This is a genomic window from Alicyclobacillus fastidiosus, assembly GCF_026651875.1.
GTDB classification, from domain to species: domain Bacteria; phylum Bacillota; class Bacilli; order Alicyclobacillales; family Alicyclobacillaceae; genus Alicyclobacillus; species Alicyclobacillus fastidiosus.
The window spans coordinates 1,125,541-1,143,214 of the sequence record NZ_CP104067.1; the positions used below are offsets into that span (position 1 = coordinate 1,125,541).

Annotated in this window: 16 protein-coding genes; 14 read left to right on the plus strand and 2 right to left on the minus strand. The window is 49.3% G+C overall.

Annotated elements, in window-relative coordinates; translation table 11 throughout:
• Positions 1–115 precede the first annotated feature (115 nt).
• The 14 genes from NZD89_RS05785 (at position 116) to NZD89_RS05840 (ending at position 15,681) form a co-directional block, all read left to right on the plus strand.
• Positions 116–1,267 (plus strand): mandelate racemase/muconate lactonizing enzyme family protein, encoded by a 1,152-nt coding sequence (locus NZD89_RS05785; protein ID WP_268006811.1) that lies wholly within the window; start codon positions 116–118, stop codon positions 1,265–1,267.
• A gap of 46 nt (positions 1,268–1,313) precedes the next feature.
• Positions 1,314–2,606, plus strand: a complete 1,293-nt coding sequence (locus NZD89_RS05790) for an MFS transporter (RefSeq protein ID WP_268006812.1) — start codon at positions 1,314–1,316, stop codon at positions 2,604–2,606.
• A gap of 32 nt (positions 2,607–2,638) precedes the next feature.
• A complete protein-coding gene (locus tag NZD89_RS05795; protein ID WP_268006813.1) occupies positions 2,639–4,420 on the plus strand; it encodes an alkaline phosphatase family protein in 1,782 nt (593 codons plus the stop codon).
• A gap of 27 nt (positions 4,421–4,447) precedes the next feature.
• Positions 4,448–4,573: an MFS transporter gene (locus NZD89_RS29475; RefSeq protein ID WP_369125236.1), complete on the plus strand. Its 126-nt coding sequence runs from the start codon at positions 4,448–4,450 to the stop codon at positions 4,571–4,573.
• Positions 4,570–5,082 carry an MFS transporter gene (locus NZD89_RS29480; RefSeq protein WP_369125259.1) on the plus strand — a complete coding sequence of 171 codons (513 nt, stop codon included), beginning with the start codon at positions 4,570–4,572 and terminating at the stop codon, positions 5,080–5,082. The genes NZD89_RS29475 and NZD89_RS29480 overlap by 4 nt, the downstream gene beginning before the upstream one ends.
• A 59-nt stretch (positions 5,083–5,141) precedes the next feature.
• The gene (locus NZD89_RS05800; protein ID WP_268008400.1) at positions 5,142–5,954 is read left to right on the plus strand and encodes an MFS transporter; all 813 of its coding nucleotides are present in this window, start codon (positions 5,142–5,144) and stop codon (positions 5,952–5,954) included.
• A 553-nt stretch (positions 5,955–6,507) separates the two neighbouring features.
• A complete protein-coding gene (locus NZD89_RS05805) occupies positions 6,508–7,155 on the plus strand; it encodes an isochorismatase family protein (RefSeq protein WP_268006814.1) in 648 nt (215 codons plus the stop codon).
• Between the two features lie 24 nt (positions 7,156–7,179).
• On the plus strand, positions 7,180–8,049 hold the full coding sequence (locus tag NZD89_RS05810; RefSeq protein WP_268006815.1) for a polysaccharide deacetylase family protein: 870 nt from the start codon (positions 7,180–7,182) through the stop codon (positions 8,047–8,049).
• Positions 8,050–8,201: 152 nt separating this feature from the next.
• On the plus strand, positions 8,202–9,359 hold the full coding sequence (locus NZD89_RS05815) for an MFS transporter (protein ID WP_268008401.1): 1,158 nt from the start codon (positions 8,202–8,204) through the stop codon (positions 9,357–9,359).
• 111 nt (positions 9,360–9,470) lie between these two features.
• Positions 9,471–10,247 (plus strand): IclR family transcriptional regulator, encoded by a 777-nt coding sequence (locus NZD89_RS05820; protein ID WP_268006816.1) that lies wholly within the window; start codon positions 9,471–9,473, stop codon positions 10,245–10,247.
• Between the two features lie 195 nt (positions 10,248–10,442).
• Positions 10,443–11,390 (plus strand): DMT family transporter, encoded by a 948-nt coding sequence (locus NZD89_RS05825; RefSeq protein ID WP_268006817.1) that lies wholly within the window; start codon positions 10,443–10,445, stop codon positions 11,388–11,390.
• 320 nt (positions 11,391–11,710) lie between these two features.
• Complete coding sequence (locus tag NZD89_RS05830) at positions 11,711–13,303, plus strand: APC family permease (protein ID WP_268006818.1); 1,593 nt, start codon at positions 11,711–11,713, stop codon at positions 13,301–13,303.
• 237 nt (positions 13,304–13,540) lie between these two features.
• The gene (locus NZD89_RS05835; protein ID WP_268006819.1) at positions 13,541–14,224 is read left to right on the plus strand and encodes a response regulator transcription factor; all 684 of its coding nucleotides are present in this window, start codon (positions 13,541–13,543) and stop codon (positions 14,222–14,224) included.
• Between the two features lie 14 nt (positions 14,225–14,238).
• The gene (locus tag NZD89_RS05840) at positions 14,239–15,681 is read left to right on the plus strand and encodes a sensor histidine kinase (RefSeq protein ID WP_268006820.1); all 1,443 of its coding nucleotides are present in this window, start codon (positions 14,239–14,241) and stop codon (positions 15,679–15,681) included.
• Positions 15,682–15,688: 7 nt separating this feature from the next.
• Here NZD89_RS05840 and cdaS read toward each other — a convergent pair whose 3' ends face one another.
• Both cdaS and NZD89_RS05850 read right to left on the minus strand, forming a co-directional pair.
• The gene (gene cdaS / locus NZD89_RS05845) at positions 15,689–16,324 is read right to left on the minus strand and encodes a sporulation-specific diadenylate cyclase CdaS (RefSeq protein ID WP_268006821.1); all 636 of its coding nucleotides are present in this window, start codon (positions 16,322–16,324) and stop codon (positions 15,689–15,691) included.
• A 141-nt stretch (positions 16,325–16,465) separates the two neighbouring features.
• Positions 16,466–17,635, minus strand: coding sequence for an ROK family transcriptional regulator (locus NZD89_RS05850; protein ID WP_268006822.1), 1,170 nt, complete (start codon positions 17,633–17,635; stop codon positions 16,466–16,468).
• Between the last annotated feature and the right edge of the window lie 39 nt (positions 17,636–17,674).

Sequence of the window (17,674 nt, forward strand, 5' to 3'; positions counted from 1 at the left end):
CTGACACTCGTTTAAGGAGGTGATACCGGACTCTCTTTGCAATGAAAGCGCTGACAATGAGAGTAGGCGTCTGCAGACAGCGGGCGGCGACAAAACAAGAAAGAAGAGGTGCATCATGCGCATTACAGACATCAAGCCTCACGTGTTATCCACACCACTCGAAAATTCATTTGCCTTTTCGCAAGGATGGGTGCACTCGAGAAGTACAGTTGTGGTTGAAATTATCACAGACGAAGGCATTACTGGGTGGGGAGAATGTTTATGTCACGGACTCCAACCGCCGGAAATTGCAGCAGCGTTCATTCAGTTCAAGTTCAGGCCGATGCTGCTTGGTCGTGATCCATTTGACGTCGAGGTACTGTGGGAAGAAATGTATAATGCTACACGTCCATTCGGCCAAGGTGCAGCAGTGAACGCGATTAGCGGTGTTGATATCGCACTGTGGGACGTTATCGGTCGTACCGTGAATCAGCCTGTGTGCAAATTGTTAGGGGGCGCGTTCAGAAGTGAAGTACGTCCCTATGCTACTGGGTTCTATCGTATAAAGGGGGAAAACTACCCAGAACACTTAGTTGAGGAAGCAAAGTCCCATATTAGCCGTGGACTGACAGCCATGAAGTTAAAGATAGGTTTTGGCATTAAAGAGGATTTGGAATCTATTTTTGCGGTGCGGGAAGCTGTGGGGGCCAATATCATGCTCATGGCCGATGCTAACTGTGCCTATAATGCAGCCAATGCGCGCCGTCTCCTTCTTGAGAGTGAATCGGCACAATTAAACTTCCTAGAAGAACTGCTTGCTCCAGAAGACCTTGAGGGTTACAAGTCAATCCGTCACTTGTCGAAAACATATGTTGCAGCGGGTGAAAATATATTCGGTAAAATCGGCTATCGCCAATGGATCTCGCAAGGGGCTTTGGACATATTGCAGCCGGATCTCTGTTCTTCAGGCGGGTTCACCGAGTGTAAAAAGATCGCGGCGATGGCTCAGGCGTACAATACCATGCTAATTCCTCATGTATGGGGTTCAGGTATTGGACTCGCAGCATCACTGCAATTCATCGCGAGCCTACCCCCGGTGCCCCTCTCCTTAAATGCAGAGGAACCAATGCTCGAATACGACCAATCGGCGCATCCATTTCGTGAAGATTTAATCTACGGCTCGATTACCATGCATGGTGCCAAGGTGAAAATACCCACTGCGCCAGGAATTGGTGTTGAGGTAAACCGCGACGTAATCAATGAATATAGACGTAATGTATTTCAGTAGTTGTCTACCGAAGCATTTGAAATAGGAAATTAAGGGGTGAATGTACATGACACAATCAAAGGTTGGCAACGGGCGATGGCTGCGCATTATGCCCATAGCTTTTATTATGTATACATTCGCATACATCGATCGGAATAACATTGGGTTTGGATTTGCGGGAATGCAAAAAGATCTCGGATTTAGCGCAGCTTATTCTGGATTGGCGGGTGGCATTTTCTTTATTGGATTTCTTGTGTTCCAGGTACATGGTGGGATTTGGGCAAGAAAATATGGTGCTCGGAAAGTCATCACAATCTGCCTCGTCATATGGAGCGTATTTGCATTTCTCACCGGAACCGTGCACAACATTGCTGAGTTATTAGCGGTACGTTTCATACTCGGAATGGTGGAGGGCATCGTTTGGCCGGCTTCGTTGATATTAATTAGCAACTGGTTCCCACAAAAAGAACGGGCTCGTGCAACTGCTTATTTCATGTTGGGGACTCCGATTTCGGCTATCATAATGTCTCCCATCTCCGGATATTTGTTGGACCATACCAGTTGGCGAGTGATGTTTTTTATTGAAGCGATACCACCGTTGGCTTGGGCATTGTTATGGTGGTTTGGAATTTCAGACAAACCGAGTCTAGCGAAGTGGATATCGAAAGAAGAGAAGGACTACATTGAAACAAGCTTGGCGAGTGAAAATTCAAGTGCCAATGTAAGTAAGAACGGATTTCTCGTCGCTTTAAAAGACAGAAATGTTATGGTCTTAAGCTTTTCCGGATTCTTCGGAATTATGGGGCTTTATGGATTGGGGTTATGGCTTCCTACGGTAGTAAAGACAATCACCCACGGTAGCAATACAATGGTAGGCCTTATTTCAGCTTTACCATGGATTTCAGCGATGATAGGGTCAATCGTAATCTCGCATCTTTCAGACAGGACGGGCAATCATAAAGGGTTCTATGCTCTGATTTGCACCAGCGGAACTATATTTTTACTTGTCGCTACTTTTGCTGGAACCATACATCCCTATGTCGCAATTATCGCCTTGATTTGTTTAAACTTGTCCTTTGCGAAAAACGCTCCATTCTGGGCAATTCCTACAGCTGTTCTCTCGCGGGACATGCTCCCTAACTCCATTGGAATTATTAACGGTATTGGAAACTTGGGAGGGTTTTTTGGCCCATACGTTTTTGGTCTGCTGATGACGTTCACTCATAGCACAAAAGCGGGAACGACCTTCTTTAGCTTATCACTACTGGTATCCGCTCTTCTGATTCTAATGATTAGACAAACGGTATCTAATCCGAGAGACACAAAGTCGCCCAAACATGCAACTGAGACGACCCTATAAGCTCATGAAAGGTACGAAAGAAGGAAATGAGAATGGCGAAAAAACTGATTCTGTTCGGTGTGGACGGATTAATTCCCGAGTTGGTTTACAGGTTTGCCCAGGAAGGAGACCTGCCCAATATTCGTCGGATGTTAAGTGATGGTGCTAGTGCAGAGTTGGTTCCCTTCATATCGACGTGGGGGGACGTCAACTTCGTATCTATGGTAAGTGGACAAACACCCGGGATGTGTTGGGGTGGGCAAAGGCAACCATTGGCCAATGATAAAAGTTTACTCAGCATTATGGATAAACAGGGCTCAAAATGCGCTTTGGTGCACTTTCCATGCAGCGTTTCGACCGAAGGTACGAGCCATTTCGTGTATGCTCCCTTTGGAGACCAAACCCGGCTTGTGGAACTGATACCCGGCATGATCTACAGCACAAATCCGGAGAAGTGGCCTCGACACGAAGTGAAAGAAAATTTAGGATGGCCACCGCAAAATACAGTGGCACATCATTTGAAAGCGAATCGAGACGGAATTGAGATCACGAATGACGGATACGCATTTTGGATGCACGGTGTGAATGGAAGCTCAGTTCAGGTTTATGTCGATCCTGTCGACGATGAAAGCGTTAAACTCCGATTGCCTAACAATGCTTCCTTCATTTTAGCCGTGGGAGAATGGACGCCTTGGACTTACATTCAATTGGGAGAACACGTAGGTAGTGTGCGCTTTAAGCTCTTGGCGTACGACCCGGACCAGCGGGCTGTGGACGTGCTTCAATCACAGACGAATGTCCAAGAAGGTATTTCTAATGACCCAGGATTGGAGCAGCTGCTGCACCAGCAATGCGGACCGTTTATTTCAAAGTGGACGGTAACGGCATCTCCGGACGAGCCCTATCATGAAACGAGCTTTGAAGAGGCGGAGTACCAGGCAACGTGGCTGGCCGATGCGGCATTAAACCTACTGAATGACGGGGACTTTCAGTTATTTGCTACTGTATTTCGACTGAATGATGAGACGCATCATACGTGTCTTGGGCAATGTGACCCGCGGTCTCCATTTTATGATCCCGAGTGCGCACCAAGGTACGAACAGGTGATGCGCCAAAGCTACCAGCTGTTAGATCGTGCAATTGGGAAGATTCTTCGCGAGAAAAGTGAAGATACAACACTACTTGTAGTGTCCGATCATGGAGATGCCCCCAATTCGTATTTCTGTGACATTTACCGCCGCTTAGAAGACTGTAATTTGACGAAGCTCGATCAGAATGGACAGCCGATATTGGAACACAGCAAAGTCTATCTTAAAAATGAGCGAGGCGGACTTGAAGTTTTCGTGAACCTTAAAGGTCGAGAAGAACAAGGGATCGTCCCACCTGAAGACTATGAATCCGTACAGACTGAAATATTCCGAGCCCTGACAACTTGGTACCATGAAACACCGGAGGGCCCCAAAAACGTAGTCGGACTTGTGTTAAGGAAACAAGACGCCGGGATGATTGGATACTGGGGCAGCCATACTGGCGATGTCATCTTTGCCTACAATCAAGGATTTGTGTGGGGTACCAATCAGTGTGACACTGTTGCAGCAGTTTCTCAGCCGGGTGCTAACCACGGACCGCAGATACCAACTGCCAGCACAGGATATTCCTCGAACTACGGTATCGCATTGTGGTATGGCGACGGGACACGATCCGGCTACGTACGTGACCGCTTGTGTTACGGTGCATATGCGATGAATGATGTTGGAACGACAATCTCAAAACTACTGGGCTTGAGTCAAACATTGGGGCTGGATGGCCGATTCATGCAAGATTTGTTCATCTAGTATCTAGCATAAACAGAGATCTTCCGAGTGTGGAAGAGGGGGTTTAGCCGACTTGCAGATATGTTTGGAAGGCGATGGATTTACGCAATGGGGTTTTCTGTGTTTATTGTCGGATCATTTCTTTGTGGATTCGCTCCATTCCGATTGGAATGACAATTTTAACCCCTTTTTCTGGCTCTATTTCGGATAAATTTGGGCGTCGACTCCCACTGATATTAGGAATGGTATCTACGACGATAGGAATCTGCCTTCTAGCGGTGACAACTGTCTGGTATTCAGCATCCGCGACCATTTGTGGATTGCTATTGGTCGGTGCAGGAATGGGAGTATTGACTCCCCCTAACAACAGTCAAGTCATGGGCAGCGTTCCGTCTAACAGACTTGGCATAACGGGTGGTATGTTGAATATGTCCCGTACACTTGGCATGGCGCTCGGAGTGACGTTGGGCGGAGTTTTATATCAACTATTTGTGCAAATAGAGGGCGTGTATGGGGAGATCCACGCGACAAACAGGGAGATAATTCTGTCGTTCCGGAATTGTTACATCATCATTGCTGGGATTGCGTTTTCAATTGCGGTACTTTCGGGAGTGTATTCTCGAAACCTTAAAAGGAAATTGAAAGACACGACAGACGACCGCACCCTTTACGGCCCAGCATAAGGCTAATAAGGGCGTAGGATACTTTCTAACCCGAGACAAATTGGAACCGTGGTGTCCGAATAGGTTTAATTGTGGGAGTTCCGCTTGCAGGTACACTCATCTTTTTATACGGTTGGCAGTCTGCTTTCACAGTCACCGCAGCGATTGGGGTAATTTTAGGTATCATCTGGATAATTGTATACAAACCAAAGGAGATCGAGACACATCGTGGAGTGCGACTAAGCACGGTAAAATGGACAGACCTGCTTAGAAACCGCTCTGTAATAGGTATGTCGATTGGTTTTTTCAGCGCAAACTATGTAAACTGGATTTTTATTACATGGTTGCCTGACTATCTATATAAATCACATCATTTAAGCATTCTCAAAAGCGGCTTTGCTTCGGGGATAATTTTTACAGGTGGGATCGTTGGTGTTTTTTTGGGCGGGTGGCTCTCGGATTATCTTGTAAAGAAAGGGTTCAGCCGCACGATTGTCCGAAAGAGTTTTATTGTGGCCGGATTGGTTTTAACCATACCTATGATTGCTACCGTCGGTCTCCACAGCGCATTCTGGACAATCGCCATATTAGTCTGGAGCGACTTCATGTATAGCGTCGCGGCATCCAACTACTGGACAATTATGGTTGATATTTCAGGATCGGATACGATTGGATCCATTTCTAGTATTCAGAACGGTATTGGTAATTTTGCTGGTATTGTGGCACCAATCATTACTGGTGTCATCATAAGTGCTACGAACTCATTTTACTTGGCGTTTCTAGTCGGTACTGGATTTTTGATTATTTCTTGCTTGTCGTACGTATTTATCGTAGGACCTGCAAAACATTTAAAGGTTCCTGAGTTAAAGTCCGATCATACCCTGCAACTGTAAGTAGCAGCATTCTTTAGTTGAATGCACAGTAGTGTATCCTCGCTGCAATTCCATATTGTTGGGTGGTATATAAGCAAGGAACTTACTCGCAGGTTTAGAGCATAAGTCTCTACCGTCGTGTGTACATTACGCCGTTAACTACGGATAATTTGGCTGACCGATTAGGTATCTTATCGGATCCCGTATTGACGTATCTCGAACTGCTCATTCAGTAACTACATGTATGTTTCATGAAACACCGTATGTCGAGACGCGGCATATCTTAATGTCCGCGTCTTCTTCGTATTTATCGTGAAACACGCCCACGCTTTAGATGGTTCAAGGATTTTCAGTCCATTAAACATACCTTTCCTCTTTCAGTTCATCCAAAAAATCTACTTCAATGAACCATTTGTTTCTCTAGCCGAAACAATGCTATTTTCAACCGGATCATGGGTCGTTATGCTGAGTTCAACAAAAGGGTTTCAAACTTCCACGCCCCACATGTCGATGTACGAAAACTGAATATTTAGATTGCGAAGGTTCAAATGACGAATGGAAGGGGGTGTAGTCGGTGGAATTCCAGGAATTGAACGAGTTCTTCAAAGCACGGGGATTCGGACGAAAGATTGGGTTCGGAAAGTATCCTGCAGTTGTGGTCGTGGACGTCATTCCAGCTTTCACAAATCCCGAACTGCCACTTGGAGCTAATTTAGATCAGGAAATCTATCAAATTCGACGCATTCTAGAGGCAACCAGATCAATGGATGTACCGATATTTTACACCACGGTGGCCTATGAAGATCGAGACCTGCACGATGCAGGAATATGGGCGTTGAAGCAATCTGGAGTGATGACTCTACAGGCCGGTACTCCAGAGGTAGAGATTGATCCGCGTTTAGGTCGCCTCCCGGGGGAAGCAGTTCTCGTGAAAAAGTACGCGTCTGCATTTTTCGGCACAGATCTCTTGTCACGCCTCAACACGTTGCGGGTAGATACTTTGATACTCACTGGGTGTACCACGAGTGGGTGTGTTCGAGCAACTGCTGTCGATGGACTGCAGTACGGCTTCAGAGTCATGGTTGTCGAGGAAGCAGTGGGTGACCGCGCAGAATTGGCCCACAAACAAAGCCTGTTTGACCTCAACGCCAAATATGCGGATGTTGTATCTGTCGATGACGTCGTGGAATATTGCGCGAGCAACTTGAAATCGGGATTTTAAAGACCACGTAAGGGGGAAATACGAGTGGATAATCGCCTATATGACTACTCACCAATTATTGAGCGACCACGCCTAGAGTTTCCGGGTGGCGCACGTGTTGCCTTTTGGGTCGGGTTGAACATCGAGCACTATGAACTGGATAAACCGGCGACAAGCCTCAGTGCAGGGACACAGAACTTAATTCCTGACCCACTGAATTACGGTTGGCGGGATTACTCGCCGCGTGTGGGCGTTTGGAGAACGATGGATCTACTTGATAAGTTTGGAGTGAAGGCGAGTGTCTTATTAAATTCAGATGTCTGCAACTACTATCCGCAGATCATAGAGGAGGGTAACAAGCGAAACTGGGTATGGCTCGCTCACGGCAAGAACAACTCGCGATTACAGGCCAACATGAGTCTAGATGAAGAACGTAAGTATCTGACTGAGGTCATTGATACGATAAAGGCATCAACGGGGCGGCAGCCAAACGGCTGGTTGGGGCCAGCGCTTAGCGAGACGCTCAATACTCCACAAATCCTGGAAGAATTAGGATTGTCCTATACGTGTGATTGGTGTTCTGACGACCAACCTTTTTTCTTAAATACTCCGCAGAGAAAAATGATTTCTATACCGTATTCAATTGAATTGAACGACATTCCACTATTTGTTTACAAGAGTATGACAGGGAACGCTTTCTATCAATTATTAAAAGACCACTTCGACGTACTTTACGCCGAGGGGGCCAAGACTGGGCGTGTCATGTGCATCGCGCTACATCCATTTGTGACCGGCGTCCCCTTCAGACACAAATATCTAGAAATGGCGTTAGATTACATTACAAGTCATTCGAAGGTTTGGGTGACAACCAGTGACGAGTTAGCCAATTGGTATATAGAGACACAGACACGTTAGGAAAATGCGGTGAGTCAACCACCGTATGATTCGATTCTTTATAAAATATAAAAATTCAAACAACAGGGGTGGTCTTGGTGGGGACAGGGGTCGATAGACGATACCTGTATACGGCTGTGGTTATTCACTGGTTTATATGGGGATTTGTAGCGATGGATCGCCTTGTGATCACCTATGTGGCGCCGTCAATGGCGAAGGATTTACACTTCAGTCTTACAGACTTAGGGATGATTTTTGGTGTTCTTGGCGTGTCATGGGGAACATTTTCATTCTTCGCTGGAGGGATCCTGTCAGATAAGGTCGGAAAAAAGAAGATTATTGTACCGGCAACACTTATTTTTTCAGTTCTGTCATGGGTTACAGGAGCAGTTTCTTGTTTCGCTCAATTGTTGGTCGTTCGTGGCATCATGGGGGCTGCCGAAGGCAGCTATTTGGCCCCTGCAACGGCAACACTTTCTGAACTTGCCGGGGATAAGAGGCGAGGCTGGATCGTCGGTCTTCATCAAAGTGCATATCCATTATGGGGAGGATTATTTGCCGCGATATACGTGCGCCAGGTAGTAACCACTTTGGATTGGAGATGGGTGTTCTATCTTACGTTGATTCCTGGACTTGTGTTGGCTGTGGTTCACTGGCGGTTCATCAAAGAGCCCCCGTCCGTGGTTCAACGAAGTCAGGTACCCCATTCGGAGAAGCTCTCCTGGACGGAGCCCTTTCGGAATCGAAATATCGTGCTAACGACGATCATCATGCTTCTATTTATGGCGTGGACTAACGTATTTATTGCTTTTGGCACAATCTATTTAACGCAAGCACGCCAGCTAACGCTCGGATTAGCGGTGACAATCGTTTCGGCATGGGGAATTGGTGCGTTTTTGGGGATGCCCGTTCTTTCGGCAATTTCGGACCGTGTGGGGCGAAGGCCGACACTTGTCATTGGTTGCTTGGGAGCCGGGGTATTTACCATTCTGTATGCAACCGCAGGGGGGACTAGCGCAAGCATAACTGTCTTATATATTTTCATGTTGTTTGCCGGTTTCTTCGGGCAGGGGATTTATCCCTTGTTTTCGGCGATTATTCCTTCTGAGTCAGTTGATGTAAAAATTGTCGCAACGGCCATCAGTATTCCGACTGCACTTGGGGAAATATTCGGTGGTTTTGCACCAGCGATTGCAGGTTTGGTGGCACAGCACCTCGGCCTTGTAGTGGTATTTATTGGCGCAGGTACGGCCTTGGTCGTCGCGTCTGGCCTGGCCTGTGGAGTAATGGAAACGCTTAAGTTAAAGGGTAAAGTCGGGGTGGGGCAGTGATAGGTCGAGTCCTAGGGACAGTAAGGTACAGCCCCTCAATTCTCTCCGGTGCGGTCGTCACTCGAAAATCCTTTGGTTAGAACAGGAAAGACGTTAGAAAGGGAACGTGCTATGAACATTCCATTAAATCCTGAGGCCAAGGACCAATTACTGGAATCTGTCCGCAATGCATTGCGCATTATAAAATCCTTTTCGACGGAAGAACCTGAGCATCGGGTTACCGAGCTAGCAATCAGGCTCGGATTAAGCAAAAGTGCTGTCAGTCGCATCATGTCGACTCTCGCCAGTGAAGGACTGATACTAAAAGGAAATTCCAGGGGATATCGGCTTGGTCCGACAGTAGTATCATTAGCAAGTGCATTTGTTGCGGCGAATGAAATTTGCCAGGAGGCGAAGCCGATCCTACGGAATTTGGCGGATGATGTGAAGGAAATGGCCCAACTAGCTGTCCTGGAAGGAACGACGGTCATTTTTTTAGACAGTGTGGAGTATAAACATCCCCTTCGGCTATTTTCCCACGTCGGTAGTCGCAGTCCGGTACATTGCTCAAGTTCAGGTAAGGTCCTCGTCGCATTTCATAGCGAGTCGCTCGTCGATGAAATTATTCGAGATGGATTGGTAGCATTCACACACCAGACTATCACTGATGCGAAGATATTTATCGGAGAACTTGCCAAGGTCCGTGAGCAAGGTTACGCGGTTAGCCTAGAGGAAAAGTTTGAAGGCGTAATGGCTGTTGCTGCACCGATTCGAAATAAGTTCGGCGAAGTGGTGGCAGCCGTAAATGTCGTAGGTCCAAGTTATCGAATGAAACCAACGAACTTGGAGGGATATATTCGTCATCTCCTAAGGGCGGCGAAAGAAATTTCATCAAATTTGATCTCATAGCAAGTTTTCTGCAGACAGCCATTGCCGACGATGCGATGGACAGGTGTGAAGTCCTACTAGTTTGTTCCACTGTGGTGCTACAACTCAATACGGACTTGATAGGCCCAACCTACCGGCGCCTTAACTAAAATTTGTCTGTGCAATCTAAGACGACGGCACACGTCATATCACCGAGATGGATTGGGAGGTGGCACCGTGGGCGAAGTGATGGCGTTTCTCTCATTGCTATGCTTTTCGTGTAATGTGTTGCTGACGAAGGCGGCTTCATCTCGACTCAACGTTCAGCTCGGGTATTTTGCCTCTATCTGCGTGAATGTTTTTGTTGCACTAGCGATGGTATGTTTTGAACACGGCGTTTTACACAACCCGTTCCATTGGATGTGGCGCGGGTTTATTGACTATGTCGTGGCAGGATGTTTAACCACCTACATCGGTCGCCTTACATATTTTCACGCAATTGCTCGTTTGGGTGCGGCGAAAGCGAGTAGCATTCAGGTTGCGAGCCCTGTGTTTACGGTGGTTCTCGCGTGTTTGACAATCCGAGAGGTGCTGAGTTTAGTCGAATGGGTCGGTTGCCTTTGTACCGTTCTCGGGTTGTTCTTCGTCACGTATGTACCTGGTACATTTTCAAAACGCCGCGAACCGGCTTCCAAGCGTGAGATTGAAACCAGCGTGGAACGGTTGAACGCTTCGCGTGACGGGTCACGTACAGGAAAAGGCAATACATTCGCCTTTCTCAGTCTCAGTGCCTATGGAGCGGGTAATATCTTTAGGGGAGAAGGGGTACGCCACTGGAATGATCCGGTTTTTGGCGGATTCCTCGGAGCGCTCGTCGGCCTCATCGCATTCATCATGACCAACCCTCGGATAGTTCACGCGGTTAAAGCGCTCAAGAATGCTGATAAAAAAGCGCTGTTGATGTACTGTCTAGGTGGACTATGCACTATCACGGCTCAGATGAGTGTTCTTTTCGCAATGAGATACATGCCAATCGGAATCGTCACAGTCATCAGCATGTCTCAACCCCTCATCGTCGTCCCATTGACCTATTTGATTTTTAAAGAGACCGGTCAAATTACGAGACAAACGATTTATGGAAGTTTGATCACGCTGGTCGGTCTTGTCCTGGTTGTTGCGGTATGATGTGGATGATTCATCGAAACTCACTGTGCCGTTGCGACTTGCGGTAATTTGTGGGCGCACCCACGCAAAGAGAGTGTGAGCGATAGAACGTGTCTCGACGGGGACTTTATGTTTCAAGTAGCATCCTGAATTTTGAAGGAATCGACGGACTGGGACTTTAGGGCAACCCTTAAGTCCCATTTTAATTAATATATACCGTAAAATACCACATGTGGCTCAACTCAATAGGTGCACAAATTTGATTTATCAGTTAATATAAATAAATGTCACTCAACTACTGTAGTTACACGAGTCATCAGTCATCTGAAAGGGGAGAGACCATGCAAGGAAAGTTTAAGAAACAACTAGGACTTGTCGACCTTACGTTCATTGGACTGGGTTCAATTATTGGTTCAGGCTGGCTCTTCGCTTCGCAACGAGCTGGGGAGATCGCTGGACCTGCTGCGTGGATCTCTTGGATCATCGGCGCTGTAGCTGTCGCGCTTCTCGGTTTTGTCTATGCGGAGCTCGGAGGTTCCATTCCGCGCACTGGTGGGACGGTTAGATATCCAGAATACTCGCACGGGCCGCTCGTCGGTTATTTGCTCGGATTTGCGTCACTTATAGCCTTTGCCAGCGTCGCTGGGATTGAGGCCGAAGCGATGCGTCAATACGCCGATACTTGGTGGACCGCGCTCGGTAAGGACAATCCTACGGTGCTCGGTTGGTGTGTGCAACTCGTGGTGCTGCTCATCTTCTTTGCACTCAATTTCTTCAGCGTAAACTTGTTTGGTAAGGCCAATACGGTCATCACGGCCATCAAGTTTATCGTGCCGGTGCTTACGATCATCGTCCTTCTGACGCACATGAAGGTGGTTAATTTTTCGTCACACGGTTTCGCGCCATACGGTTTTGCAGGCATAGAAAAAGCCGTTGCCACGGCGGGGATCATCTTCGCCTACTTAGGCTTTCAACAAGCTGTCGGATTCTCGGGAGAAGCTAAGAATCCGCAACGCAACGTCCCTATCGCAATTGTGCTTGCCGTCGTCGGATCCGCACTCTTGTATGTGTTGCTGCAAATCAGCTTTGTCGGAGCACTTCCGACCAGCTCGTTGGCCAATGGCTGGGTCGGTGTCGAGTTTACGTCCCCATTCGCCAACGTGGCTGCGGCGATTGGATTGGGGTGGCTATCTACCATCATCCTCGCGGACGCCGTCGTCTCGCCGAGCGGTACAGCAAATATTTACCTATCGGCCACCGCTCGCGTCATCTTCGCGTGGGCGCGGACGAAGACCTTCTTTAAGGTGTTTGGCAAGGTGGACGGGGCGTCCGGCGTACCGCGCCCAGCACTCTGGCTATCCTTGATCATGGCCATCGTCTTCACCCTTCCGTTCCCATCGTGGGGCAAGCTGGTTGGCGTGGTTTCGTCCGCGACAGTACTCACTTACATTCTAGGTCCCGTTTCCGCACACGCGTTTCGACGGACAGCACCGAATCTCGCGCGTCCATTCCGGTTGGCTGGAATGGGGATCATCTCGCCCATTTCTTTCATCATCGCGTCGTTGATCATCTATTGGTCAGGGTGGCAGACGGATCGATTGCTGATTGGCATGCAGTTACTCGTCTGGGTACTGTATTTGATCTTCAACCGCCTTGCGCCGAGTGGCAAAGTGTCATTTGCACAACAGATCAAATCCTCGTGGTGGCTCATTGCCTACTACGCGGCGATGATGATTGTGTCTTACTTGGGAAGTGATACGTTCGGCGGATCTAACGTATTGAAGACGCCATGGGACCAAATTATCGTGATTTTGATTTCCCTCGGCGCTTATTACTGGGGCGTGTTTACTGCGGTGCCAAACCCGGAATTCGACTTGGACGATGCACCGGACAGCTCTCCAGCTGTCACAGCGGACGGTTCGGTAACGATGTGAGCGTAGTGCTGGCAGTTACTCCGTTCAATCTTGATGAAGAGAAGGGCAGAGGTGGGAAATCCCCTCTGCCCTTCTCTTTGTGCCCTATCCCTCGTCCTGGCGGGTGATGGTGATGTGTACCATGTCGACACGGCGGTTGGCGTGAGTGGGGCCAACTGAAAGTTTGCTGAAACATGGGTACCAAAAGGGAACAAAGTCAGTTGGAGGAGGTAAACTGGGAGACGAGGTGAATCACCAATGTACAAGCCGCAAGACATCAAAGTTCTCGTCATCGACGACGAGTTAAGCATATCGCAGTTTTTGACGCTGGGGCTCCAGAATGAGGGATACAACGTAGAGTCGGCGCAGGACGGGATATCTGGTGTGAACAAGGCCAAAGAGTTCCAACCACACATCGCCATTGTCGATGTCATGATGCCCGGGATGGATGGATTTGAAGTGTGTTCGATGTTGAAGACGACACAGAACATCGCCATCATCATGTTGACCGCAAAGGACGAGGTGGATGACCGTGTGAAAGGCCTCACTTTGGGTGCGGACGATTACATGGTCAAACCATTTAGCTTTCAAGAACTGTTAGCTCGGATACACGCTCGCATCCGCGACCACTATCCGCAACTCATGAACGAACTGGTCATCGGATCGTTTCGGATAGATGATGCCCGCAAAGAAATTGCCTACAAGGACAGCATTCTTGCACTCTCCACCACAGAGTACGGCCTGCTGAAGTACCTCGTCATCAATCACGGCATCGTTCACAGTAAAGCAAAGATCTTGGACAGAGTTTGGGGATACGATTTTGGCGGACAAGAAAATATCGTGGAAGTGTACGTCCGATCCATCCGCGAGAAGTTAGGCGATACGCATCACACGATCATCCGAACCATTCGCGGCTCGGGATACATGGTTGACTTGGGATGAGGAGCGTCCGTCGGTTGAACCTTCGTGCGCTGTTCGCCCCTCGTTCGCTCAGATATCAGTTGTTGTCGAGGTCCTTGTTGATTCTATCGGGCCTGCTCTTGTTCATCGGCGCTCTACAATACGTGTTCATGAGCCATTTTCTGTTTCAGAACACAGCTCAGAACTTGCGCAGCCAGGTCCGTGCTGTTCCGCCCGGGATGTGGGCCAGTACAACGACGGAGCAGGGCAACACTCAGAAGGGACCACGACCGCTCGGCTTTATGAATCCGGATTCCACCGTCTCGTATATCGATCAATCGGGACAATTTCACGTCATCCCCAACGAGTCCTCTGAACTGTCCGTGCCTAAGTTGCCGGAGCGCGACTATCAGGCGGCGTTGGCTTATGGACAAGGTAACAAACAGTACCAGATGGTAACCGATAAATCTGGTGTGAAGGAAATGGTCGTACTTACCCCTGTGGGCCCCCCTGACCAACCGCTCGGCGTCGTTCAAGTAACCACCGACGTGCACCCGTTGCAGCAGATACTTTGCAATCAGCTCGTCATCTTCATCTGCCTGGCACTGGGCGCGCTCTTGGCAGGCTTGTTTACGTTCATTCCAACGCTCCGGCGCACGCTCGTCCCGCTTTCCGACATGTCGAATACGGTGGCTAGGGTGAACGCCGGGAATATGAACGAGCGCGTGTCATTGACGCGGCCACAAACGGAAATCGAACTGCTCGCGAGATCATTCAATGCGATGCTCGAACGGCTTTCGTCTTCCTTTGAGGCAGAACGACAGGCAAAGGAGAAGATGCGTCAGTTTGTTGCGGATGCCTCACACGAATTGCGCACTCCGCTGACGTCCATTCGCGGATTTGTTGAAATCCTCCTCCGAGGAGCCGCGAACCAGCCTGAACAACTCGATATGGCGCTTCGCAGCATGCTGATGGAAACGGAGCGACTATCGCGACTGGTACAGGACTTACTGACGCTCGCGAAGCTGGACCGCAATATGACGTTTGATATGCAAAGTCATCATCTGGATGTCATCGTTCGGGAGATGGAGCCACAACTCCGCTTACTCGCCGGGTCAAGGCACGTGGAGTTTAAGCTGGACGAGGATCTTTCTGTTACGTGCGACAAGGACCGCGTGAAGCAGGTGGTGTTGAACCTGTTCCAAAATGCGGTCGATCACACTGCTCCCAGAGCGGGGCGTATTACGGTGTCACTCGTGCGACTGGCCGACGGGGCACGCCTAACGGTTTCGGACAATGGCCCTGGGGTCCCGGAGGAGCACAAATCGCAGTTATTTGAACGCTTTTATCGAATTGACGCCGCGCGTGCGCGGACACAAGGGGGCGCAGGCCTGGGGCTGTCCATTACAAAATCGATTGTCGAAGGCCACCACGGTACCATTACCTGCGAGAGTGAACTCGGGCATGGCACGACGTTTGTCGTATGGCTGCCGAAATGAATGTGCATCAGCCGCCAATTTGGGTCGCGCTGAACGGAAACAGTTTTCCGCCAAACGCGAAGGAGGTGGCACCGGTCTCTTCCGAGACGATGAGAATCAGTGCGTCGCTGTGCTGTGACAGCCCAATTGCGGCGCGGTGCCGCGTGCCCAGTTTGGAATCGCCCACGGATATATTCGATACAGGGAGGACATTACTTGCGGAGATGATCTGATTGTCCTGGACGAGTACGGCTCCGTCGTGGAGCGGTCCGCCGGGATAAAAAATCGATTCCAGCAGCGAACTCGACAACGTGGCTCCGATGGGGATGCCAGAGTGAATCAGTTTGTCGAGCGAGTCTTCGCGTTGAATGACGATGAGTGCACCGTGCCTGCGCTCCGATAGATGTTGAACCGCAATGGAGATGGCCTGATAATTGTCAGTATAGGGCGAAAGGTACGTTTGCAGATAGGATGTGGCGGCCGTTGAGTGCAATCCGCGGAGGATTTCGTGAATTTTTTCAAACTCACACAGAATGCAGTGGTCATTGCGATCCAGGTCGTTGAACAAGTCGTTTATCTCGCGCCGGATTTGCTCAATCTCGAACTTAAGCTTGTCTTTGATTGAAGCGGGTAACGCGTAGGTCGTTTGTGCTACCTCTGCCACGATGTCCCCTCCGAAATCGACCAGTGTCTACGACACTATGTTGTCCTGTTAGGGGACTTGGGATACGAAGGATTTCTGAAAGCCTGTCCATACAAAAGCGCCTCCGAAGCCGCCTCGAAGACGCTCCATTCGTTTAACATGCTACGCCGCAGGTCCGGAGAAATGGTCGTGGAGGACGAGCGATGCGGCGCCGATTGCGCAGGTTAGGTCCCCCAGTGCGGAATTCTGGATGCGAGTGGGTGAATAGGGCTCCGTAAAGCTTCGGTCGCGAACGGTTTCGTCCACCGTATCGATAATCAGGTGGCTCGCAGGACCGACGCGGCTGCCGATGAGAATGAGTGCAGGGTTTAGGCCGTTGACGAGCGACGCGATGCCAATGCCGAGGTAGCTTGCCGCCGATTGGATGGCTGCGGTGGCACTTGCGTCACCGGACTGTGCGAGTCGAGTGATCTCGGAGAGCGATTTTCGTGTACCCGCTAGCTGTTCATACCTGTCGAGCATGGCCTTTTCTGATGCGTAGGTCTCGAGGCACCCGTGGTTGCCACACGAGCACTTTGGACCGCTTCTGTCGATGGTCATGTGACCGAACTCCCCGGCAATACCGCCTTCACCGCGGATCAGTTGGTTGTTCAAAATGATACCCGTACCGATACCCGTCCCGATGCTGAGGTACACCATGTTGGAAACTCCCTTGCCTGCACCGAATAGTTGTTCGCCCATTGCACCTGCGTTGGCTTCGTTGTCCAAGACGACAGGGAGGCCCAACTGATATTGCAAAAGGGATTTTAAATGGACGTCTTTCCAGCGCAGATTTGGTGCATTTAACACTACGCCGCGCTTTGCATCGACGAGTCCCGGAATGCCGATTCCAACTCCGATGACGCCGAGCGGGGAGTCTGGAGCATCGGCGATGGCCGATTTCACCATCTCGGACATCTGCCCGACGGCGTATTCTGGGTTCTGGGTTTCTTGGATGCTACTTTCGGTAATCTTGATGACCCGTGCTGACAAGTCAAGGAGCAGTACCTTGATGAAATCGACGCCTAACTCCACGCCGATCACACTTCCGACAGCGGGATTAAACTCGAGTAGGACGGCTCTGCGACCGACGCCACTCGATGACACATGGCCTAATTCGGATACGTATTTTTCGCTGATCAGTTCGTCGACAATACTTGATATCGTCGCTTTCGTTAGTCCGGTGCGCCGCGCGATTTCCACACGCGACAGCGGGCCTTGATAGCGCAAGAGATTCAATACAATAGAGCGGTTCAAATTTTTAATATAGGATTGATCCCCGGTTCTGGTCACGAAAATACCCCTGTCCACGATTTTTTCTCGATTGGTCAA

What these genes read in the sequence shown, in the direction of transcription:
- NZD89_RS05785 (WP_268006811.1), top strand. Translation starts at nt 116, where the DNA reads ATGCGCATTACAGACATCAAGCCTCACGTGTTATCCACACCACTCGAA.
- NZD89_RS05790 (WP_268006812.1), top strand. Translation starts at nt 1,314, where the DNA reads ATGACACAATCAAAGGTTGGCAACGGGCGATGGCTGCGCATTATGCCC.
- NZD89_RS05795 (WP_268006813.1), top strand. Translation starts at nt 2,639, where the DNA reads ATGGCGAAAAAACTGATTCTGTTCGGTGTGGACGGATTAATTCCCGAG.
- NZD89_RS29480 (WP_369125259.1), top strand. Translation starts at nt 4,570, where the DNA reads ATGACAATTTTAACCCCTTTTTCTGGCTCTATTTCGGATAAATTTGGG.
- NZD89_RS05815 (WP_268008401.1), top strand. Translation starts at nt 8,202, where the DNA reads ATGGATCGCCTTGTGATCACCTATGTGGCGCCGTCAATGGCGAAGGAT.
- NZD89_RS05820 (WP_268006816.1), top strand. Translation starts at nt 9,471, where the DNA reads ATGAACATTCCATTAAATCCTGAGGCCAAGGACCAATTACTGGAATCT.
- NZD89_RS05830 (WP_268006818.1), top strand. Translation starts at nt 11,711, where the DNA reads ATGCAAGGAAAGTTTAAGAAACAACTAGGACTTGTCGACCTTACGTTC.
- NZD89_RS05835 (WP_268006819.1), top strand. Translation starts at nt 13,541, where the DNA reads ATGTACAAGCCGCAAGACATCAAAGTTCTCGTCATCGACGACGAGTTA.